Annotated in this window: 23 protein-coding genes and 1 riboswitch; of the genes, 5 read left to right on the top strand and 18 right to left on the bottom strand. The window is 38.7% G+C overall.

Annotated elements, in window-relative coordinates:
• Positions 1-19 precede the first annotated feature (19 nt).
• The 4 genes from ACH0CI_RS02115 to ACH0CI_RS02100 form a co-directional block, all read right to left on the bottom strand.
• Entirely contained in the window at positions 20-901 is an 882-nt protein-coding gene (locus ACH0CI_RS02115; RefSeq protein WP_028411603.1) for a patatin-like phospholipase family protein, read from the bottom strand.
• Positions 902-1,003: 102 nt separating this feature from the next.
• Positions 1,004-1,435: a transcriptional regulator MntR gene (gene mntR / locus ACH0CI_RS02110; RefSeq protein WP_013085004.1), complete on the bottom strand. Its 432-nt coding sequence runs from the start codon at positions 1,433-1,435 to the stop codon at positions 1,004-1,006.
• A 285-nt stretch (positions 1,436-1,720) separates the two neighbouring features.
• On the bottom strand, positions 1,721-4,279 hold the full coding sequence (locus ACH0CI_RS02105; RefSeq protein ID WP_406900821.1) for a vitamin B12-dependent ribonucleotide reductase: 2,559 nt from the start codon (positions 4,277-4,279) through the stop codon (positions 1,721-1,723).
• 312 nt (positions 4,280-4,591) lie between these two features.
• Entirely contained in the window at positions 4,592-5,425 is an 834-nt protein-coding gene (locus ACH0CI_RS02100; protein ID WP_013085005.1) for a lipoate--protein ligase family protein, read from the bottom strand.
• A 230-nt stretch (positions 5,426-5,655) separates the two neighbouring features.
• Here ACH0CI_RS02100 and ACH0CI_RS02095 point away from each other — a divergent pair, with 230 nt between their 5' ends.
• On the top strand, positions 5,656-6,039 hold the full coding sequence (locus ACH0CI_RS02095) for a rhodanese-like domain-containing protein (protein WP_098112941.1): 384 nt from the start codon (positions 5,656-5,658) through the stop codon (positions 6,037-6,039).
• Positions 6,040-6,084: 45 nt separating this feature from the next.
• On the opposite strand, the gene gcvPB is transcribed toward ACH0CI_RS02095, so the two are convergent.
• The 3 genes from gcvPB to gcvT are packed head-to-tail and all read right to left on the bottom strand — an operon-like array spanning position 6,085 to position 10,023.
• A complete protein-coding gene (gcvPB, locus tag ACH0CI_RS02090; protein WP_335387910.1) occupies positions 6,085-7,563 on the bottom strand; it encodes an aminomethyl-transferring glycine dehydrogenase subunit GcvPB in 1,479 nt (492 codons plus the stop codon).
• Entirely contained in the window at positions 7,556-8,902 is a 1,347-nt protein-coding gene (gene gcvPA, locus ACH0CI_RS02085; protein WP_335387912.1) for an aminomethyl-transferring glycine dehydrogenase subunit GcvPA, read from the bottom strand. The genes gcvPB and gcvPA overlap by 8 nt, the downstream gene beginning before the upstream one ends.
• 20 nt (positions 8,903-8,922) lie before the next feature.
• Positions 8,923-10,023 (bottom strand): glycine cleavage system aminomethyltransferase GcvT, encoded by a 1,101-nt coding sequence (gene gcvT / locus ACH0CI_RS02080; protein ID WP_098112942.1) that lies wholly within the window; start codon positions 10,021-10,023, stop codon positions 8,923-8,925.
• Between the two features lie 212 nt (positions 10,024-10,235).
• A riboswitch (glycine riboswitch) is annotated at positions 10,236-10,328 on the bottom strand.
• A gap of 180 nt (positions 10,329-10,508) precedes the next feature.
• On the opposite strand from gcvT, the gene ACH0CI_RS02075 reads away from it, so the two are divergent.
• Both ACH0CI_RS02075 and ACH0CI_RS02070 read left to right on the top strand, forming a co-directional pair.
• Entirely contained in the window at positions 10,509-12,182 is a 1,674-nt protein-coding gene (locus ACH0CI_RS02075) for a DEAD/DEAH box helicase (protein WP_033579702.1), read from the top strand.
• Positions 12,169-12,993 (top strand): YqhG family protein, encoded by an 825-nt coding sequence (locus tag ACH0CI_RS02070; protein ID WP_406900820.1) that lies wholly within the window; start codon positions 12,169-12,171, stop codon positions 12,991-12,993. Before ACH0CI_RS02075 ends, ACH0CI_RS02070 begins: the two co-directional genes overlap by 14 nt.
• 23 nt (positions 12,994-13,016) lie before the next feature.
• Here ACH0CI_RS02070 and ACH0CI_RS02065 read toward each other — a convergent pair whose 3' ends face one another.
• From ACH0CI_RS02065 to ACH0CI_RS02025, 9 genes are all read right to left on the bottom strand, one after another.
• Positions 13,017-13,202, bottom strand: a complete 186-nt coding sequence (locus ACH0CI_RS02065) for a YqzE family protein (protein ID WP_013059170.1) — start codon at positions 13,200-13,202, stop codon at positions 13,017-13,019.
• A gap of 43 nt (positions 13,203-13,245) precedes the next feature.
• On the bottom strand, positions 13,246-13,620 hold the full coding sequence (comGG, locus tag ACH0CI_RS02060; RefSeq protein ID WP_335387916.1) for a competence type IV pilus minor pilin ComGG: 375 nt from the start codon (positions 13,618-13,620) through the stop codon (positions 13,246-13,248).
• On the bottom strand, positions 13,610-14,047 hold the full coding sequence (comGF, locus tag ACH0CI_RS02055; protein WP_335387918.1) for a competence type IV pilus minor pilin ComGF: 438 nt from the start codon (positions 14,045-14,047) through the stop codon (positions 13,610-13,612). The genes comGG and comGF overlap by 11 nt, the downstream gene beginning before the upstream one ends.
• Positions 14,044-14,382 (bottom strand): prepilin-type N-terminal cleavage/methylation domain-containing protein, encoded by a 339-nt coding sequence (locus ACH0CI_RS02050; protein WP_335387919.1) that lies wholly within the window; start codon positions 14,380-14,382, stop codon positions 14,044-14,046. Before ACH0CI_RS02050 ends, comGF begins: the two co-directional genes overlap by 4 nt.
• Complete coding sequence (comGD, locus tag ACH0CI_RS02045) at positions 14,366-14,803, bottom strand: competence type IV pilus minor pilin ComGD (RefSeq protein WP_016765559.1); 438 nt, start codon at positions 14,801-14,803, stop codon at positions 14,366-14,368. The genes ACH0CI_RS02050 and comGD overlap by 17 nt, the downstream gene beginning before the upstream one ends.
• Positions 14,790-15,101, bottom strand: coding sequence for a competence type IV pilus major pilin ComGC (gene comGC, locus ACH0CI_RS02040; RefSeq protein WP_016765560.1), 312 nt, complete (start codon positions 15,099-15,101; stop codon positions 14,790-14,792). The genes comGD and comGC overlap by 14 nt, the downstream gene beginning before the upstream one ends.
• A gap of 14 nt (positions 15,102-15,115) precedes the next feature.
• Positions 15,116-16,162, bottom strand: coding sequence for a competence type IV pilus assembly protein ComGB (comGB, locus tag ACH0CI_RS02035; protein ID WP_335387921.1), 1,047 nt, complete (start codon positions 16,160-16,162; stop codon positions 15,116-15,118).
• The gene (comGA, locus tag ACH0CI_RS02030; RefSeq protein ID WP_406900819.1) at positions 16,153-17,205 is read right to left on the bottom strand and encodes a competence type IV pilus ATPase ComGA; all 1,053 of its coding nucleotides are present in this window, start codon (positions 17,203-17,205) and stop codon (positions 16,153-16,155) included. The genes comGB and comGA overlap by 10 nt, the downstream gene beginning before the upstream one ends.
• Before the next feature lie 269 nt (positions 17,206-17,474).
• Positions 17,475-17,858: a Spx/MgsR family RNA polymerase-binding regulatory protein gene (locus tag ACH0CI_RS02025; protein WP_028411612.1), complete on the bottom strand. Its 384-nt coding sequence runs from the start codon at positions 17,856-17,858 to the stop codon at positions 17,475-17,477.
• A 261-nt stretch (positions 17,859-18,119) separates the two neighbouring features.
• On the opposite strand from ACH0CI_RS02025, the gene ACH0CI_RS02020 reads away from it, so the two are divergent.
• Positions 18,120-18,356 (top strand): DUF2626 domain-containing protein, encoded by a 237-nt coding sequence (locus ACH0CI_RS02020; RefSeq protein WP_013059179.1) that lies wholly within the window; start codon positions 18,120-18,122, stop codon positions 18,354-18,356.
• A gap of 37 nt (positions 18,357-18,393) precedes the next feature.
• Here ACH0CI_RS02020 and ACH0CI_RS02015 read toward each other — a convergent pair whose 3' ends face one another.
• Positions 18,394-19,026: an MBL fold metallo-hydrolase gene (locus tag ACH0CI_RS02015; protein WP_028411613.1), complete on the bottom strand. Its 633-nt coding sequence runs from the start codon at positions 19,024-19,026 to the stop codon at positions 18,394-18,396.
• Between the two features lie 209 nt (positions 19,027-19,235).
• Between ACH0CI_RS02015 and ACH0CI_RS02010 the strand changes: the two genes are divergently transcribed.
• A complete protein-coding gene (locus tag ACH0CI_RS02010; protein ID WP_028411614.1) occupies positions 19,236-19,412 on the top strand; it encodes a DUF2759 domain-containing protein in 177 nt (58 codons plus the stop codon).
• A 35-nt stretch (positions 19,413-19,447) separates the two neighbouring features.
• Here ACH0CI_RS02010 and ACH0CI_RS02005 read toward each other — a convergent pair whose 3' ends face one another.
• Positions 19,448-20,350 (bottom strand): M14 family metallopeptidase, encoded by a 903-nt coding sequence (locus tag ACH0CI_RS02005; RefSeq protein WP_406900818.1) that lies wholly within the window; start codon positions 20,348-20,350, stop codon positions 19,448-19,450.
• Positions 20,351-20,367 lie beyond the last annotated feature (17 nt).

Below are 20,367 nucleotides of genomic sequence, written 5' to 3'. Positions count from 1 at the left end.
GAAAAGCCTCCTTGTTTTTTTAATAGCACCATTTTTTCAAAAATGCCCTTGTACGCTTTTTGCCAAACGCAATCAGCTCTTCCTTCCGTTCTTCTGTGAGGGTAAATTCTGTCGCAAAAACTTGATTAACAGGTAAAAAGATAATATTTTTTTCGTGACGTTTTGAAATATGTCTTGCATCGTGCGCATCTTTCATCGTCTCAAAAAGCGCACTAAATAAACCAACGGCATTTTTAATTTTATTCCGTTCTCTCTCTTCGTCCTTCGGACTCAGCTTCACACCAATTACCGGTCGTTTCTTCAAACTTTTATCATCATCAAATAAAAAAATTGGAAAGTTGCTTAACACTCCCCCGTCGACTATTAAACTGCTTGGAGTAGATTTTAATTTAACCGGCTCAAAAAAATATGGAATGCTGCAGCTCATCCGAACGGCTCTTGCTACAGAAAAACGATTCGGATCAATGTGATATTTAGGCAAATCATCTGGAAGAACAAGCATCGTACTGTTGGTCAAATCTGACGCAATAATACGCAGCGACTGATCAGGCAAATCAGCAAATGTACGAATTCCTCTGCTCCGCAACTTCTCAGCAATCCATTTTTCAAGCCTTTCTCCTTTATATAATCCCATTTTCCAATATAAAAACAGCCATTTTGTCAAGCTCGATGGTAAAAAGGACATTCTTTGATCTAGGAAAGAAGATAACTCAATTTCATTCATCATTTCAACGATTTCTTCACTTGTATAACCAGCTGCTACAAATGCACAAATAATGGAACCCGCACTCGTTCCCGCTAACCGCCGAAAAATAAAGCCTTTTTCTTCTAGAGCTTGTAACGCACCAATCAGTGCAAGCCCTTTAATACCGCCACCTGAAAATACTCCGTCGACGTACACAGCCTCTCCTCCAAACTACCTACTCTACATTTGTAGTCGACTCAACAACAAGTTATGATAAAAAGAAAAAAAGCAGTGACGCTATTGGCCGCTGCTTTTTCCTTATAATTTTTGCTCTTCTTCATTTCGTTTCTGTACATTGCGAAGATCTTGAATACGGTTATGATTTTCTTCAAAGTATTGAACCAAGTCCCCAATTCGATCAATGGAATTCCAGCTTAAATGATGTTCAATTCCTTCTACGTCATCATAAATATTCTTCTCATCCACGCCAATAATTCGCAATAGCTGCTCTAAGAGCTCGTGGCGATAAACAAGACGTTTTCCAATCTTCTGTCCCTTAGCTGTTAAAACAAGGCCTCGATATTTTTCATAAATTAAGTACTCATCTTTGTCTAGTTTTTGAACCATCTTTGTTACAGATGAGGGGTGAACCGCCAATGCATCAGCAATATCAGACACTCGAGCGTATCCTTTATCTTCAATTAGCATATATATTTGTTCAATATAATCTTCCATACTCGGTGTAGGCATGAAATCTCCCCCAATTAATATTATGTATTGCTAATAATAAGTCATAAATGTCTGTTTCTTATAGTGATATCGTGTTCATGTTTGATAATCTATGTGAAAAAAACGTGTAAATAAAGCGATGTCATAAGATAAAACTGGATAAAAGACATTCAATTAAAATCATACTACAATGCTTATTCAAATACAAGAACCGTTCTCTCCCGCTTCTTATTTATGCCCCATTTTCATACATAATAAAAGCCGACTCACTTGAGTCAGCTTTTACTAGTCAATCATGATTAAAAATTAAAGGCCGCATTTCAGCTGTGCACCACAGTTTGTACATGTGTTGCATCCGCCCATTTCCTCTACCGTTCCTTGACGGCAAACCGGACACGTATTACCTACTTCAGAACCGATTGTTACATCAGTTGAACGAATTTCATTAATTGTATCAACTAACACAACGTGTGGTTTTGTTTCTTCTTTTGGCGCTTCAATTTCTTCATCAAATGTATTTTCTTCTGCTTTTAGCGTTAAGACTTGTGCATCACGGCTTCCGTCTACGTACACCGTACCGCCTTTTGCTCCGCCTTTATACAGACGCTCGTACACTTTTTGAACTTGCTCTACCGTGTAACCACGAGGAGCGTTTACTGTTTTACTAATTGAGCTATCAATCCAGCGCTGAATCACACATTGCACGTCCGCGTGAGCTTGTGGTGCAAGTTCCATAGCTGAAATGAACCATTCAGGAAGATTGTTTGGATCTGCTTCTGGATGCTGATCTAAATACTCTTGAACGATATCAGCTTTCACTTCAATAAACTTACCTAAACGACCGCTTCGGAAGTATGAGAATGAGAAATAAGGTTCAAGACCCGTTGATACTCCAACCATCGTTCCAGTACTGCCTGTTGGCGCTACTGTTAATAAATGAGAGTTTCGGATACCGTGCTCTTTAATGTTTTCACGAATATCTTCAGGCATTTTTTTCATGAAGCCTGTATTTGTGAATGCTTCACGTAAAGAAGCCGTTTCAGCATCTGTTTCGCCCACTAAGAACGGGAAGCTTCCTTTTTCTTTTCCAAGCTCTACAGACGCGCGGTAAGCCGTCGTGGCAATTGTTTCAAACACTTTATCTACTAACTCATTGCCTTTGTCAGAGCCGTATTCTGTTTCACAATAAATAAGAAGATCGTGAAGACCCATTACACCAAGACCAACGCGGCGTTCGCCAAGCGCTTGCTTTTGGTTCTCTTCTAAGAAATAAGGAGTTGCATCAATAACGTTATCTTGCATTCTAACGCCCGTTTCAACCGTTTGACGTAGCTTTTCAAAGTTAACTGTTTTTGTTTCTTTATCTGCCATTTGCGCTAAGTTAACAGCAGCTAAGTTACAAACAGAGAATGGTGCAAGTGGTTGTTCACCACATGGATTCGTTGCAACAACGTGCTGACCATATGCTTGAGCATTTGTCATGTCATTGGCATTGTCGAAGAAGAAAATGCCTGGTTCAGCTGAGTACGTTGCACAAATATTAATTAAGTTCCATAGCTCTTTTGCACGGATAGTTCGGTACGTACGAACTTTGTTTCCTTGTTTTACCCACTCGCGCACGTCGCCTACTTCGTGCCAGTTTTCATTGTAGTTAGCCATTTCTTCTTTTGAATAGCTTTCTACGTCTGGGAAGCGAAGTTCGTATTCACCGTCGTTTTCAACAGCATCCATAAAATCTTTTGTTAAGCATACAGAAATGTTTGCTCCTGTTAAAAACTCTGAGTTATGAACGCTGTACGTTCCGCCTGTTTGCAGCTTTTCTTCTGCATCTTTAATGATTTTTTCATTAAATCCACCAAGACCAGGAATTTGTTTATAGTTAATGATTCCTTGGTACATTGCTTCTTCAGACTCTGTTAGCGGCGTGAACTTCAATTTATCTTGAGCGTGCTTTTTAATCATTTCGTCATTTGTGTTTTCAATTAAGAAACGTAAAATGCGAGGGTTTTGCATTTTAGAAATAATAAACTCTACAATGTCAGGATGCCAGTCGGCAAGCATGATCATTTGTGCCCCACGACGCGACCCACCTTGCTCAACAAGATGCGTCAGTTTAGCAATATCATCTAACCATGAAACCGAACCAGATGATTTGCCGTTTACACCGCGAGCCAGCGTGTTGCGCGGGCGAAGAGTTGAACCATTCGTTCCAACACCGCCTCCGCGGCTCATGATTTCCATTACTTGTTTGCGGTGTTCTGAAATACCTTCACGTGAATCTTTTACATAAGGCATTACGTAACAGTTGAAGTACGTTACGTCCGTGTCAGCACCTGCACCGTAAAGAACGCGGCCAGCGGGTACAAAGTTTAGCTGAACAAGCTCTTGATAGAACTTTTCAAACCACTCTTTGCGCTTTTCTTCTGTTTTTTCCACAGAAGCTAAGCCTGTTGCATTACGTTTTGCAATTTGCTCATAGAAGACCTCTAGAGGTTTTTCAATGACATCTAAAGAACGAGTAATTAACCCATTTTCTGCTTCTTCAGGTGATAAAGCTCCTCTAAACTCATCTTCTACCTTGACAACAGCGGTTTTTTGCTCAAAATTAATGCTTTCCACATAGCCAAGTCCTCGTGCTGGAAATTTTGGGTCTTCCTTTACAGTTAGAACAACAAAATCTCCTTCTGATAACGTTAATTTTTCCGTATCTTTAAACGCATAGCGGTCTAACATTACCAATCTTGAAACACCTTTATGAGTCAACTTCATATCCGGTGTAATCGGATGTACTTGCGGAAAGCGTTCAATATCTGAATTGAGCTTTTCAACATTCATATTCACTTTTTGATTTAACAAAACAGTCATTCTCACAACTCCTTACCTATCGAACATCTATAAATTTATTAACTATATTTCCTTTTAAAGGAAATAGAGTTTTTCAATCAACTATCAATAACTTACCACACGGCTTGGACGAATTCAATATATAGTATTTTACACTCCTCCAAACATCTACATATAGAAGGGTGTCAAGTGAAATATTTTTTTTTTCGTAAAAAAAGTGTTTGACTTTTCTTCCCTATGTATTCTATTAGCCAAGCATTGTTTCTAAAAATTCCAATAAAAAGTGCAACTTATAAGAAGTTGCACTTTTATCTATTTACCATCCGCATTCGTTTAGCGCTTAAAGTTCCATTCATCCGATCCGTACTTTGTGCGCGCTAGTTCTTCTACATATGCTTCCTCTTCTTCAGACAGTGTATACGGTTCTAAATCGATATCAAGAGCAGAAGCAAATCCTTTATAAAACGCTTCTTTTGCTTCTTCGATAGAAATTTTGCGGCCCGCAATTGCATTGATGGCTACCGCTTTAGAACGAAATGCGCGCTGCATTCTTTCTTTCACGCGGTCATTTGGATAATTAAACACGCTGAATAATTTATCTTCATCAATCTCTAACAGAATAGAGCCGTGCTGTAGAATAACTCCTTTTTGTCTAGTTTGGGCACTTCCAGCAATTTTGCGGCCCTCTACAACAAGTTCATACCAAGAAGGAGCATCAAAACATACGGATGAACGAGGGTTTTTTAAGCTATTTTTTTCTTCTTCTGAACGAGGAATAGCAAAATAAGCCTCGAGCCCTAACGAACGAAATCCTTCCAGTAAACCTTCTGAGATCACGCGATATGCCTCTGTAACTGTCTTAGGCATATTAGGATACTCTTCAGATACAATGACGCTGTAAGTAAGCTCTTCATCATGAAGCACGCCCCTGCCGCCCGTTGGACGTCTCACAAAGCCTAGTCCTAATTCTTTTACTTTATCAAAGTTAATTTCTTTTTCAGCTTTTTGAAAATAACCGATTGACAGCGTTGGAGGGTTCCATCCGTAAAAACGAATCGTAGGTGGAATTTCTCCTTTACTATGCCATTCTAATAATGCTTCATCTAACGCCATATTGTAATAAGGCGAACGGTTGTTGGAATCAATAAATCTCCACTTTGCTTTCATCTACCTCATCCTCAGCTATATGTAATATAAAAAATAAATCCGTTTTTTAGTCTACCAAAAGATTGAGCTAAGGAAAAGCAAAGAGCAACATAAAACTGCGAATTCAAATGTGGTAGTTTTTTCATTTTGGGGAAGAAATCCGCTAGATTCAAGGCAAAATCGCTTTACTTCTAATTTCATTCACTTATATAATAAGAGTATGGATTTTGTCGAAGAAAGGAAGAATCAGCATGTCACCAATTACAGCAGTACTCATTTTACTTGGAGTAATCATCATATACTCTGTCGTTATGTTCTTTATCCAACGTCGCATTATGAAAACGTTAACTGAAGAAGAATTCCGCAGCGGCTACCGCAAGGCACAGCTAGTTGATATTCGCGAACCGAATGAATTCGAAAACGGACATATTTTAGGCGCACGAAATATTCCTCTTTCACAGTTCCGTATGCGCATTAAAGAATTTCGTCCAGATCAGCCTGTGTACATCTATTGTCAAAGCGGAATGCGCACAGGACGTGCAGCACAAATGCTTCGTCGCCACGGTGTTCAAGAAATCTATGATTTAAAAGGCGGCTTCAAAATGTGGAACGGTAAAGTAAAAAAGAAAAAATAATGGTATGTATATAGAAAAACCTCGCCTTTGGGCGAGGTTTTTTTGTTAGACGTTTTGAACAGCCTGTTCTTTCTGATAGCGAAGAACTGGTTTTCTCGCTGCTAGCGTTTCGTCAAGGCGCTTCACAACCGTTGTATGCGGAGCTTCCTGTACGAGTTCAGGCGTCTCTTCTGCTTCTTTTGCAATTTGAATCATCGCATCGATAAACGCATCTAGCGTTTCTTTCGACTCCGTTTCCGTTGGTTCGATCATCATGCACTCTTCTACGATAAGAGGGAAGTAGATAGTCGGCGGATGATAGCCAAAATCAAGCAGTCGTTTCGCGATATCCAATGTGCGCACACCAAGCTTTTTCTGACGTTTTCCTGATAAAACAAATTCGTGCTTACAGTGACGGTCAAACGGCAGCTCATAGTGTTCTGCTAAACGACGCATCATATAGTTGGCATTTAGCACAGCGTTTTCCGTTACGGCTTTTAAGCCGTCTGGACCCATTGAACGAATATACGTATAAGCGCGAACGTTGATACCGAAGTTGCCGTAAAACGGCTTTACGCGTCCAATTGACTGAGGACGGTTATAGTCAAAGTGATAGCCTTGTTCTTTTTTCACAAGCACTGGTTTAGGCAGATACGGAATTAAATCTGCTTTTACCCCTACCGGACCAGAACCAGGACCGCCGCCTCCATGGGGACCTGTAAAGGTTTTATGAAGATTTAAATGAACAACGTCAAATCCCATATCTCCAGGACGAGCTTTGCTTAATACTGCGTTTAAATTTGCACCATCATAATAAAGTTTTCCACCTGCTGCGTGAACAATTTCAGCCATTTCTAAAATATCTTCTTCAAATAACCCTAGCGTATTTGGGTTTGTTAACATTAAAGCGGCTGTATCTTCTCCCACTACGCGGCGTAAATCCTCTAAGTCCACTAAACCATGTTCATTTGATTTTACCGTTACCGTTTCAAATCCCGCAACTGTTGCCGAAGCAGGGTTCGTTCCGTGAGCTGAGTCTGGAACAATGACTTTTGTTCGCTGCGTCTCACCATTTGCTTCATGATAGGCACGAATCATCATAAGCCCAGTCCACTCGCCATGAGCACCCGCTGCTGGCTGAAGTGTTACTTCATCCATTCCCGTAATTTCTGTTAAATGCTCTTGTAAATCATATAAAAGTTCGAGAGCACCTTGAACCGTTTGCTCATCTTGAAGCGGATGAATATGCGCTAACCCAGCAATGCGTGCTGCTTGTTCATTCACTTTTGGATTATATTTCATCGTACATGAACCAAGCGGATAAAACCCTGAGTCCACTCCGTGATTTCGTTTTGAAAGCGCGGTGTAATGACGCATAATATCAAGTTCTGATACTTCAGGAAGCTCAGGAGCTTCGGTACGGACATACGCTTTTCCAAGCAGCTCTTCAGCATTTACTTGCGGAACATCTAACTCCGGCAATGAATAGCCGATTCGCCCTTCTTTACTGCTTTCAAAAATAAGTGATTGATTTTGATTAAGCATGAAGATCCCCCAATTCATTTACAAGTTGGTCAATTTCCTCTTTTGTACGGAGTTCTGTAAAAGCAAGCAGCATGTGATTTTCAAGCGCTTGGTTATCACGGCTAAGATCATAACCGCCAATTATTTTTGATGCTAATAAATGATTGTTTGCTTCTGTTACCGAAACAGGAAGCTTCACGACTAGTTCGTTAAAAAACGGTCCTTCAAATGCTACATTTACCCCTTTTGCCTTTAACGCTTCATATGCATAATGCGTTTTTGATAAGTTTTGCAGCGCCATTTCTTTTACACCTTGCTTGCCTAAAGCTGTCATTGCAACTGATGCTGCTAAAGCATTTAACGCTTGATTTGAACAAATGTTAGACGTCGCTTTATCACGGCGTATATGCTGCTCACGCGCTTGAAGGGTTAAAACAAACCCTCGCTTACCGTTTTCATCCACCGTTTGCCCTACTAATCGTCCTGGAATTTTTCGCATAAGCTTAGACGTAGTTGCAAAGTATCCGCAGTGCGGGCCTCCAAATTGACTTGGAATACCAAATGGCTGTGCATCTCCAATGACAATATCAGCTCCAAATTCTCCAGGAGGCGTAAGTAAACCTAATGATAAAGGATTGCTTGAAACCACAAACATACATTTTTCTTGATGAATAATTTCTTCAATTTCTTTTAACGGCTCGATTTGTCCGTAGAAATTTGGATACTGGACAATAACAGCTGCCACGTCACTTCCCATTTCTTTTTCTAATGCAATCATATCTGTTACGCCGTCTGCTGCAGGGATTTCTACCACTTCAATGTATTGACCCTTCGCATACGTTTTTAACACATCTTTTGACTCAGGGTGAACGGCCGCAGAGACAAGTACTTTTTTCTTTTTCGTTTGACCCGCACTGAGCATAGCGGCTTCTGCTAAAGCAGTTCCTCCGTCATACATAGAAGAATTGGCCACGTCCATCCCCGTTAACTCACAAATCATTGTTTGAAATTCAAAGATGGCCTGAAGTTCTCCTTGAGAAATTTCTGGCTGATACGGAGTATAGGCCGTATAAAATTCCGAACGAGAAATAACATGATCAACAATAACCGGCATGTAATGATCATAAACTCCCGCTCCTAAAAAAGAAGAATATTCTTTCAAATGAGCATTTTTTGCAGCCATATTATTTAATTCTTTTAACAGCTGAGGCTCTGAAGCCGCTTTTTTAATATTGTATTCTCCTTGAAAACGAACGCGCTGCGGAATATCTGAAAATAAATCATCAACAGATGAAACACCAATTGCTGCTAACATTTGCTGCTGATCTTGTTCTGTCATTGGTAAATAGCGATGTAACATGTTAAATTCCTCCCCAAAGCTTACTTTGAACGTTTATAAAAAGGTGTTGAAACCACTTTTGCTTTTAAGCGTTTTTTCCGAACCTGCACTTCCACTTCTTGACCAAGCTCTGTATACTCTGCTGATAATAGCGCTAAACCGATGTTTTTCTTTAATGTCGGTGACTGTGTACCTGTTGTCACAAATCCAATTTGTTCTTCATCTGCAAATACTTCGTAACCGTGTCTTGGTATACCTTTATCAATCATTTCAATTCCTACCAGCTTACGAGGTGCCCCGCTTTCACGCTGTTCTTTTAACACTTCTTTTCCAATAAAGCTGTCTTTGTTCGTCTTTACTGCAAATCCAATTCGAGCTTCAATGGGCGTAATATCTTTTGAAAGCTCTTGGCCATATAAAGCCAAAGTAGCTTCAAAACGAAGCGTATCGCGAGCTCCTAGTCCGCAAGGCAACACACCGTCCTCACTTCCTGCTTCTAAAATAGCCGTCCACAAGTGAGAGGCGTCAGCTGAAGAACAATAAATTTCAAAACCATCTTCTCCGGTATATCCAGTACGTGAAACGAGAGCATTTACATTCGCTACTTCTACATCATCAGCAAATGTAAATGGCTTTAATGAAGCTAAATTTTCATTCGTTAACGTTTGTAAAACTTTTTCTGCTAAAGGACCTTGTAATGCTAGCTGCGCAGTTTCATCAGATTGATTAACGAGCGTTACATCTCCTTGCTTGTGAGACACAAGCCACTCATAGTCTTTTTGAATATTAGCAGCGTTTACGACCAGCAAATACTCTTGATCTGCTTTTTTATAAATCAGCAAATCATCTACCGTGCCTCCGTCTTCATAACACATAGCCGTATACTGCGCTTTTCCATCTACAAGGGTAGAAACGTCATTTGTCATCGTATGCTGAAGAAAAGCTAAGCTATCAGCTCCTGTCACAAGAATTTCTCCCATATGAGAGACATCAAAAAGACCTGCCTTTGTACGTACAGCTTCATGCTCTTCTTTAATAGAAGAAAATTGAACGGGAAGAGCCCATCCTCCAAAATCAATTGTTTTGGCACCATATTTTTGATAGGTATCATAAAGCGGCGTTTTGTGTAATTCTGTTGTCATATTTATGTCCTCCTCTTTTTCACGTGAAACTTTTCATAACGGGGAGTTTTCAAATAGTGTGGGGATCACTATGTATCCAAACAAAAAAGGACAGAAAACCCCCTACTGTATTTAGTAGGAAGTCTCTGTCCTTTTCACCTGAAAGTTTACCTATAAACGAATAGGTTTGCCTCGTGGGTGGTCTATAAACGCATAGACACTCTCCAGAGCTGCGTCAAACAAGAGTCTTTTTGCCTGAGAGATTCACAATTTTATTGCTTGCTCCTTCGGCGCTACATTCAAGTAGTCTCTCCCCGTGTCGTCATTCGCTTCTATAAAGTTGGTAAAGTTGGGCATACTACTGAAAGATGTATCTATCTTTATTCACACAATCATTTGTAAAGTGCTAATCTATTTTCTTTTTCAAATTTTCTAAATATATTTTTATCCTACCTGATTCTTATCATTTGTTCAATAAAAATTTTTTACAAAGGAGCATTTTTATCATGAAAGTGAAATTAAACATCGATGAAACATGGGAAGCAGCCTTCTCAACTAAATTGGAGCAAGACGGCCCTTGGTCTGCATGGGATTTGTATAAACTTGCCTATGAAATAGAAGACCAAACGCTTATCTCAGAATTTGAAGGGCTACAAAGCCCAAAACATCTAGCCGATTTAACGCCGCTTCCTCATCAGCTCGAAGTAGCCAAACAAGTAGTCGAAACAATGAATGGGAAAGCCATTTTAGCAGATGAAGTAGGACTAGGGAAAACGATTGAAGCAGGGTTAATTTTGAAGGAATATATGATTCGCGGGCTTGTTAAAAAAGTTCTCATTTTAGTTCCAGCTTCGCTTGTTTCACAGTGGGCTATGGAATTGAATCAAAAATTTTATATTCCCGCGGTCCCTCAAAGAAAATCATATGTGTGGGATCAGTGTGACATCGTTGTGTCTTCAATTGATACAGCAAAACGTTCTCCTCATCGAGAAATTGTGCTAGAACAAGACTACGACCTCATCATCATTGATGAAGCTCATAAACTTAAAAACAACAAAACAAAAAACTATGAATTTGTTCAAAGCCTGAAAAAGAAATTTTGTCTGTTGCTAACCGCAACACCGATTCAAAATCGAATTGAAGAAATTTTCAACTTAGTCTCTCTTTTAAAGCCTGGCCATCTCGGCAATAAAGACTATTTCGAAGAATTATTTTCTGCTAAAAAACGCTCTTTGCAAAACGATGAGCACTTAAAAGAGCTTGTTAACAAAGTTATGATTCGAAATCGCCGCCATGATACGGGTATCGAATGGACGAAGCGAATTGTTCAAACCATTCCTGTTGAATTTTCACCGAAAGAACGCGAGCTATACGATGCGATTACGTCTTTTAAAGGAAACGGACTGCACCCTTCAAGTGCTTTTTCAATTTTAACCCTGCAGCGAGAGGCCTGCAGCAGCCGTGAAGCGGTGTATATGACATTAAAAAACATGCTGGAACGTCAGGAAGATCAAAACAGCGCATTAACGGAACATATGATTACTCCGTTAATGCAACTACTTCAGCAAGTGCCGCAAAATGCAAAAGCAGAAAAAGTTCTGGAGCTCGTTCAAAAAATTGATGACAAAGTTATTATTTTCACTGAGTACAGAGCAACTCAACTGTACTTACAGTGGTATTTAAAACAGCATGGAATTACCTCTGTACCGTTTAGAGGAGGATTTAAGCGAGGTAAAAAAGACTGGATGAAGCAGCTTTTTGAAAGCCACGCGCAAGTATTTATTGCCACTGAAGCGGGCGGAGAAGGAATCAACCTTCAGTTTTGTCATCATATTATTAACTATGATCTACCGTGGAATCCAATGCGTCTAGAACAGCGAATTGGAAGGGTACATCGTTTAGGTCAAAAGCATGATGTTCACATTTACAATTTAGCGATTCAACATACGGTCGAAGAACATATTTTAAAATTGTTATACGAAAAAATAAACCTTTTTGAACGAGTTGTTGGAGAGTTAGATGATATTTTAACAAAGCTTGATTTAAAAAATATCGAAGAGCATATTCAAGATATTTTATTTCATTCACGGAGTGAAGGAGAAATAAAAATCAAAATGGAGAACTTGACGTCTATTATTCAATACGAAGACAGCGAGGAGGATCAGCATGCAGCAAACTGATATTCATCAATTTTTAAAGCGTTACTTTCTAGCTAATAATTGTTCTATTGTCACAGAAACACCATCTTATCTAACGGTTCAATTAACAATCGAACTTGACAAAGAGTTGATGAATCGTCCATTTTATTGGCATTATGTTGAAAAGACAGGCGGAGAAGCAAATCCTGCTTCACTCACTTTCATTACAGACCCCGCGTTTGAAGACGATTCTGTTCAAGGAGAACGAATTCATTTTGGCTCACCTAGGCTGCATCAAATTTTCGCTTCTACTCAAAAGCTAGGCGGGTTTATTCATCTGTATGAACAAGTTTCATCAGCTCAGCCAACAAATCAGCCTTTACACCCTTGGCTTGCGTTAAATATTAAAGTCTCATACAAATGCGACCGTAAAAAGGATGAGCTTTTGTCGCTTGGTATTAATTTAATCAATGGACAAATCGTTGAATCATTTCATGAATTAATCATTAATCAAAATTTGTCATCTAAAATCTCAGACTATTGCTTTACTCTCTCACCTTTTATTAAACCGAAAAGTGCCATCTCACGACTCACATCATATGTGACTGACTATGTTAAAACTCAGCCAACTGAATGGGCTGAAAAAGCGCAGGAAAGATGGTATGAAGACTTAGCGCTTCTTGATCATTTTTACGAAACGGCGGAAGAGCTGCCAGAAATATATATGACCGAAAAAACAGCGCTTCAAGAGCTGTACGAACCGACTATTTTATTCAAGTTTATAAACGGTGGCTTATTTTACATATCGCCTGAAACCATGTCTCGTCAATTTAATAAAACACAAGCCGGTTAAAAAAAGATGAGCATATGATATGCTCATCTTTCTTTTTTCTTTCGGTACCACAGCATAAACGACAGCGGAATCATTCCAAACCATCTGTTTGCAAAAGGTGCTCGCTCTTCTTTTTTTTGAATCTTTTTCGTTTTCCTCTCTTCTTTTGGCTGATCCATATATTGTACAAATTGCTGAGTCATATATTTTACATAATCATTCGTTTTCATATAATCATCTCCTCAGCACTATTATATCCGGAGAGAAAGAGACTTAATCCGTCCACCTCACAATATGTTGATCCTTTTTTTGAATATATGCGGTTTCTGTCAATGCTCTTCCTTGCAGTGTTTGACACTTTATTTTTAGGATAATCATCTGTTCATCTTCACTTACTACTTCGTATGAAACCGTACCCGTTTCTAATATTAGGGGTGCAGATGGAGATTTACTATGTTCTTTTATTTCTTTTTTCACATGTACAACCGCGTTTTCTAAAAGATGCTGCAGACGATTTTTCTGCTCTACTTCTTGATAAAATGAACTTTTCGTCACAAAATAAGTGGTTTGCTGAGCTACTAACAGAAGAAAAAGCGCACAAAACGCCAACACAACCGGGAGAATAAACCCTTGCTCATTATGTTTCATAAGCAAGCATCAAAAACGTCGTAATGGTTTCTTCTCTAACTTTGTTAACACCGTCTGTTGAACGAATCAGCAGCCTTTCTTTTTGCTGTTCATACATAATATTCTTAATATGCTGAAGCACAACTTCATGACCGCTTTCATCCACTCGTCTTCTTATCTTGTCTTCGTATCGTTCATACGTGATGACCTGATTATTTTCCATTTTCAACGTAAGAGTAGCCGCATGAACTCTCACTTCTTTTGCTTCTCGATATTCCATAGCAAGTTGATTCACAAAAATTTCCCACTCCATTTCATTCATACTAAAGTCTGGATTATATGTTTGCTTAGCTAGCGGAATGATAATGGGGAAAAATGAAACAATGATCAAAAAAAGAGCAAAACTGACTAACATTTCTACAAGCGTAAAGCCTTTTTCACTTTTCACTTCAACATCACATCACACTTCTTTTTCATTTTATCAGCGGAATCTATCCATTCTACACAAAGCTTTTGAGCACTTTCTCCGTTCCATTTCAGATAAAACACAACGTTTTCTTTTATGATTTTTTCTCGCCGTTTATATCCTGCTTCATATTTATATTTCAATAGCTCTTCGTGCAAGATAGCATCGGCTTGATACGAAACATATTGCTTCTTTTCTGCTTCTTTCATCTGAACATACAAAGGAATAATTGTACCGGTTAGGAGTAAAAGCATGCTAAATGACACAAGCATTTCTAACAAGGTATAGCCCTGCTGACCCTTACATCTTGTCCACATAAAAACGCCCTCTACCTATTTGAAAAGTAACTTTGTATTTAAATTTTTGGCTGCTGATAAAAATGGTCTTCGCTTGAGAAATATTTCCATTTTTATTGTATTGTATCGTGGAATTACCGCTTCCAAACGTGATATGAATGGTGGAGTCATAGGCGCGCTTATAAAGAACGGCACGAGAATCAGAAACAATATATTCTGTTCCCTTCGGTGCGAAGTTAATTTTAATTGGAGATTCGCGGTTCATGGCTGTCTGCTGCACATAAAACGTGTCACTTTGCAGCTGTCGCAAGAATAATGTGATTTTGTAATATTCCACAAGCGGCCGAATGGTTACGATAATGGAAAACATCATCACTTGCACAATAAATAAAACCATCAACATCTCAATGAGGGTAAATCCTTTTTGCTTAAGAAGAACCACTAGCCGTAACCTTTCCGGTACCGTCAATTTGAATAGCTTGACCATTTGGACACACGGTGCCTTCTTTTAAGTAGCCTCCTGCTTCAAGCTCTTCTAGACTTGGTTTTTCGCCGTTTTCAAGCTCATATACTTGTACCTCAGCCTCTACGGTTTTGACAAGAGCTGAGCAGCCTTTGTTGTTAATAACCGTATTATGCTTTAATACATTTGGAATCATAATGAGCAAAAGCACGGTAATAACGAGCATAACGATTAACATTTCAATAAGGGTAAACCCTTTATTACCTTTTAGAATCATATTCTTTCACCCTTCTACAAGCTCGACATCACTTCTAACATCGGAAGCATAACAGACATATACATAAGCAGAATGACAATTCCGATGAACAAAAATGTAAGCGGCTGTACATATTTTAAAATACGAAAAATAAATTGTTCCATTCTTTCCATCATAAATAGACTGTAATCATACAGCTCTTGAGAAAGCTCACCGTTCTGCTGACCATGCACAATAACATGAGCCAAGTCTTTTTCATAATGAGATTTAGCTGAAACGATATGATCTAATCGCATTCCTGAGGAAAGTTGATCTGTAAAAGCAAAAGCTTCCACTTGAAAGAACGGATGATGCTCCTGCTTTTGAAAAAGAGCAAAACATTCATAAATAGATAAACCACCGTTTAATAAATTGCTCATATGAACAGAAAAAAAGTAGGAGTTAAATAGCCGTGTGAACGTTCGGATAATGGGAACTCTCATAAAAAGCTGCATTTGAACTACTGGAGGCAATTTTTTAATGTAAATTACATAAAACAAATAAAGGATGATTGGCATACTGATGACTGCAGGTAACACAAAAGGAAAGAACGACATCGCCTGCATAAATAAGAGGATAAACGAAGACTGCTTGTTTCCAAAGGATAAGTACAGAGCTTCAAACTGCGGAAGTAAAACCGTACTTAAAACAAATAAAATGGAAAGAATAAACAGAAGCAGCAATACGGGATATTGAACAAGCTTTTGAAATTTTTTACGGTGCCTTACTTTTTCTTCAATCATTGAGCTACTTTCTTTTAAAGCAAATTGAAGGTTTCCATGCTGTTCCGCAAAATATAAATAGCTTAAAATATCACGGTGAAACTGAAGTTTAACAAAAGCATCGTGCAAAGATTCTCCTCGTTTTAACTGCTCAAGACATTTTTCAATATCCGTTTTTTCTTTGTTAGATACTTGAAACGTCAAAAATGAAAGAGCTTGAGAAAGAGTGTAGCCTTTTTCTAAGAGCTTGGAGACCTGCTTAAGAATTTTTGCTTGCTGAGCCAGAGACCACCTTTTTTGTCTATTTGTCTTTACCCCCATCCATCTAGCGAATGCGGATATAAATAGCCTAGCGCGATTCCTTTTAGAATAACATCTCGGAGCGTCTTATAATCATAATCCGCATTTTCTCCTTTCACTTCTCTCATCACTGCGCTAAGCTCCTTGCCATAAAGCAATTCGTATATGCTGGACTGACGATGCTTCCTCATTTTTTTACAAGCAGGGTGGCATTTTCCCGAACACACCGGACAGCGAATTTCTACAAGACGCTGTGCAGCTACTGCTACAAGAGTCTGCTCCATTTCTTGAAAGCTAACGCCAAACTCAAGCAGCCTGTACAAAGATCCTTTTGTATCTTTAGTATGCATCGTTGTCAAAACCAAGTGTCCGGTAAGCGCTGCTCTCACAGCAATTTTGGCGGTCTCACTATCTCTTATTTCTCCCACCATGATAATGTCTGGATCATGGCGCAATATAGCTTTTAAACCAGTCGTATACGTAATCCCTGCGCGTTCATTTACCTGCACTTGAAGCACGGTTTCACTCGGTTTTTCAATAGGATCTTCTAGTGTAATAACATTTCGATTAAAAAGGTGCTTTACTTCGTGTAAAAGAGTATATAGAGTAGTGGTTTTACCTGATCCTGTAGGACCGGTAAAAATAATTAATCCATGAGAGAATTTCAAGAGAGAAATAAGCTTTTTAGTATGTTCAGGAAAAAGAGATAAATGTTTGAGAGAGGTAGATTGTTGATGAGGCAAAAGCCGAATAACAAGACTTTCATCATGAGAAGTAGGAAGAGTTGATAAACGCAAATTTACTTGATAGTGATCAACGGAAGTGGTCAATGCACCATTTTGAGGTTTTCTGCGCTCCCCAATATCCATTCCCCCTAAAAATTTAAAATGCGAAATGAGCCGTTCAGACATTTCCTTTGAAATAACCCTCTTTAAAATAAGCTCCTGGTCAATTCGCAGCTGAATCACAGCATCTTTCTTTCGGGGCACAATATGCACATCAGAACTTCGACACTCACATGCATCTCGTATAACGTAAGTAGCAAACTGTTCAATTTCGGTCAAACGATGATCACTCCTTTATTTGTAATGAAGATGATTCTTAAAACACCTAGAAACAGTAATTTCGACCTTTTTCGAGATTTTCCTCCTTCTTTTTTCATTTTTATAATTTTTTTCGTATACGCTTCTTTTCTTCGCTTCAGTCCTTGTACACGATGTACAACTTCTGTACACCTCTAAACGATTACATAAAAAAAAGACAACGTGATGTAAAACTCTACGCTGTCGTTTTATTCGTTATTTACTGAATTGAGCTTCTTCATCATGTATGCTTACACAACTAGAGACGCAAGACTTGTTTTTTTCTTGACCAAATTTTTAAGTGCAGATTCGTTATAACCTACTACAAGCTTTTTGCCATCCGTTAAAATGGGGCGGCGAAGCAAACGAGGATGTTCAATTAATAGATTGACTACTTGTGATAACGTCATGCTGTCCACATCAACATTTAACTTTTTATATTCCTGACTTCTTTTAGCAAGAAGTTCATCCATCCCTTCTGTTGTCATAGAAAGAAGTTCAAGCATTTCTTTATGAGTAGGTGTTTCTCTAAATAAATGACGCTCTTTAAAATTTACATCTTCCTTCACTAGCCACTTTTTCGTTTTACGACATGATGTACAGCTCGGGTACGTATAAAATTTAATTTCTTCCATATGAAACCCTCCCGTTTTTTAGTTATAGATTGTTTATATACATTGTACACGTTTTGTATAACCTTTGTATAGTATTTTGCATACGTTTTGTATAACTTTTTTTCTTCTGTCGTATTTCAAGGAAAAGATAGCGTTTTCAGGAAAGAAAGGATGTATTATAATGGAAAAGTATCGATATAGTTTCATAAGTGCTTTCTAGTGCTTACACAGCGATGACATTCATCATGACACTAACTAAGTTTGATAAAGGAGGAAATGGACGTGGAACGAATGTACCGTGTAATGGGGTTCTGGACAGCAATTTTCACTGTAATGTTTTACCTCGGTCACATGCATAAGACTTCTTTACTCTTTTTAGCTCAAACAGGCTTTTTTGTAATTCTTAGTTATTTAAAGCTGTCTGAAAGAATGTACATTTACGTTTTTGGAGCATATTTGACCGTCTTTTTTGTGGGGTTCACATACTGGTCAACTTTTATGATGACACCAGGACAGTAAAGAGAAAAGCGATGGGCTTCCATCGCTTTTTGTATTCTTAAAACCCATTTAGAAAAGGATTTTGATCCATTTCGTGTCCCACAGTTGTTTCAGGTCCGTGACCGCTTAGTACAAGCGTATCTTCTGGAAGGGACAGCAATTTCGATTCGATGCTTTCTAACAGCTGAGCTTGATTACCTCCAGGTAAATCTGTGCGCCCGATGCCGCCTGCAAAAAGCGCGTCACCAGATACTACAAAGTTACCCGGTTTGAAATAATATGAAACGCTGCCAGGAGAATGACCAGGCGTTTCATACACCTCAAATTGGAATGAACCGATTGTTAAATTGCCTTCTGATGAAATAATATCGGTTGCATCTGGAGCTGTAATTTCTCCTAGGTCAAAAAATTTCGACCCGTTTAAGTCACTATTATGAAGCCATTCTTTTTCGTTTTTATGTACATAAAGCGGGATAGAGTAGTGATTCATCACCTCATCTACTCCTCCAATGTGATCGAAATGAGCGTGTGTCAGCAAAATAGCTAATGGTTTATACGTTTGTTTTTCGAGAAATTCAACGAGCTGTTTTCCCTGAGCTCCCGGATCAAAAATTAAACATTCTTTTTTTTCGTTAGCAACGACATAACAATTCGTTTGAATAGGTCCTAGCGGTATACGATGATAGTTCATAATGTGTCCTCCTTGTGTAAATTTATTTCCGTTATATGCATTATCATACACACATCATCTTATAAATGAAAGTAAGGACCTTTCTAAGCCAAAGAAGCAAAAGAAAGATTGGTTTTCATCTCGACAAACGGTTAGAAAAGTTTTACAATTGAAGGGATAAGCTAATGATAGCGCTTTAATTTTAAGTTACCTAAAGGAGGTTTCTTCGAGTGGGTCTTATGATTATTTTTGCACTAACAACATTGCTAGGCGTATTTGCAGCTATTTCATCTTTGAGAAATAAAAACATATTAGGCATTGGTTTTTCGGTACTAACATTCGGTGTATTCGGATGGTTTACCGTGATGACCATCATACATCACGGCTATCCGGCGGTACATCATTAAAAAAGCCATGCAAAGCATATGCTTTGCGTGGCTTTTTAAATAGACAGATAATCCATTGCCGCAACTAAAATAGCTTTAGTCGGATTATATACGCGCGATATTTGAGATAAAGGCAGCGGATTAATCCCTTTTCCCAATTCTAGGGTGAACCCCAGCTTTTTCTTTTCTAAAATAAACCAATCCTTAAATCCCGCGTGACTATCAATCGTTTTGATAGCTTTATAACCGCTTACCCTTTCAAAATAGCTTGCTATTTCCTCTGCTTCCTCAGGCTCTTCATTCATATACCCCCAATAAAATTCTTCTCCTTGGGTATGTAAAGCAATCACACAATCAAAATCATGACGCTCAACGAGTTTTACCATTGCCTGAGCTTCAGGTTCAGAGAGAGATTCATAGCCTGGAAAATCTCGATAATGCGGCGCTTTAGGTTCTTTACGCTTTTTTTCGATTTCCCAATAAGCCGGAAACTGATTGTTTAAGTCCACCCCTCGGATATTTGCTTTCCAGCTTTGAAAATCCGGAAAATCTCTCCCTATTTTAGAAAGAAAAGACGCATAAGGTTCGCCTACACCAGGACCTTTTAAGACCAGATCTACTCCGTCTGGGTTAACAATTGGAACTGCAGAAAGCGTAATTTGATTAAAAAGAGCTCTTGAATCTTGCCCGTTCAACGCCTGATCATAATGAAGAGCAGCTAAATAATCTTCCATAAACTGTAGAAGAACATTTGTCGTAATCCATTCATTAGCATGAAACGACGCATTGATATGAACCTTTCTCTTTCCGTTTCCAATTAAAATATGAGGAATCGGCTTTCCAAGCACGCTGCACCCTATCCATTCAAGAGAACCATAGGGATAATAAGTCAAAAGTGTTTGTATGTCTTTTATGGTTCGCTTGTAATCGTAAGGCTTTTGGATATCTATAATTCGCATAATCTTCACTCCTTTAC

The sequence above is a fragment of the Priestia sp. 179-F W1.4 NHS genome (assembly GCF_045369295.1).
In the GTDB taxonomy this organism is placed as follows: domain Bacteria; phylum Bacillota; class Bacilli; order Bacillales; family Bacillaceae_H; genus Priestia; species Priestia zanthoxyli.
This window is presented reverse-complemented; position numbering and strand designations above follow the sequence as displayed.

Bases quoted from the DNA above. Each gene is read 5' to 3' on its own strand.
- ACH0CI_RS02015 (WP_028411613.1), bottom strand. From the start codon at position 19,026: ATGAACTATCATCGTATACCGCTAGGACCTATTCAAACGAATTGTTAT.
- ACH0CI_RS02105 (WP_406900821.1), bottom strand. From the start codon at position 4,279: ATGACTGTTTTGTTAAATCAAAAAGTGAATATGAATGTTGAAAAGCTC.
- ACH0CI_RS02065 (WP_013059170.1), bottom strand. From the start codon at position 13,202: ATGAAAACGAATGATTATGTAAAATATATGACTCAGCAATTTGTACAA.
- gcvPA (WP_335387912.1), bottom strand. From the start codon at position 8,902: ATGTTACATCGCTATTTACCAATGACAGAACAAGATCAGCAGCAAATG.
- mntR (WP_013085004.1), bottom strand. From the start codon at position 1,435: ATGCCTACACCGAGTATGGAAGATTATATTGAACAAATATATATGCTA.
- ACH0CI_RS02075 (WP_033579702.1), top strand. From the start codon at position 10,509: ATGAAAGTGAAATTAAACATCGATGAAACATGGGAAGCAGCCTTCTCA.
- ACH0CI_RS02025 (WP_028411612.1), bottom strand. From the start codon at position 17,858: ATGGAAGAAATTAAATTTTATACGTACCCGAGCTGTACATCATGTCGT.
- ACH0CI_RS02070 (WP_406900820.1), top strand. From the start codon at position 12,169: ATGCAGCAAACTGATATTCATCAATTTTTAAAGCGTTACTTTCTAGCT.
- comGB (WP_335387921.1), bottom strand. From the start codon at position 16,162: ATGGGGGTAAAGACAAATAGACAAAAAAGGTGGTCTCTGGCTCAGCAA.
- ACH0CI_RS02050 (WP_335387919.1), bottom strand. From the start codon at position 14,382: ATGTGGACAAGATGTAAGGGTCAGCAGGGCTATACCTTGTTAGAAATG.
- comGG (WP_335387916.1), bottom strand. From the start codon at position 13,620: ATGAAACATAATGAGCAAGGGTTTATTCTCCCGGTTGTGTTGGCGTTT.
- ACH0CI_RS02100 (WP_013085005.1), bottom strand. From the start codon at position 5,425: ATGAAAGCAAAGTGGAGATTTATTGATTCCAACAACCGTTCGCCTTAT.
- comGC (WP_016765560.1), bottom strand. From the start codon at position 15,101: ATGATTCTAAAAGGTAATAAAGGGTTTACCCTTATTGAAATGTTAATC.
- gcvT (WP_098112942.1), bottom strand. From the start codon at position 10,023: ATGACAACAGAATTACACAAAACGCCGCTTTATGATACCTATCAAAAA.
- ACH0CI_RS02005 (WP_406900818.1), bottom strand. From the start codon at position 20,350: ATGCGAATTATAGATATCCAAAAGCCTTACGATTACAAGCGAACCATA.
- gcvPB (WP_335387910.1), bottom strand. From the start codon at position 7,563: ATGCTTAATCAAAATCAATCACTTATTTTTGAAAGCAGTAAAGAAGGG.
- ACH0CI_RS02095 (WP_098112941.1), top strand. From the start codon at position 5,656: ATGTCACCAATTACAGCAGTACTCATTTTACTTGGAGTAATCATCATA.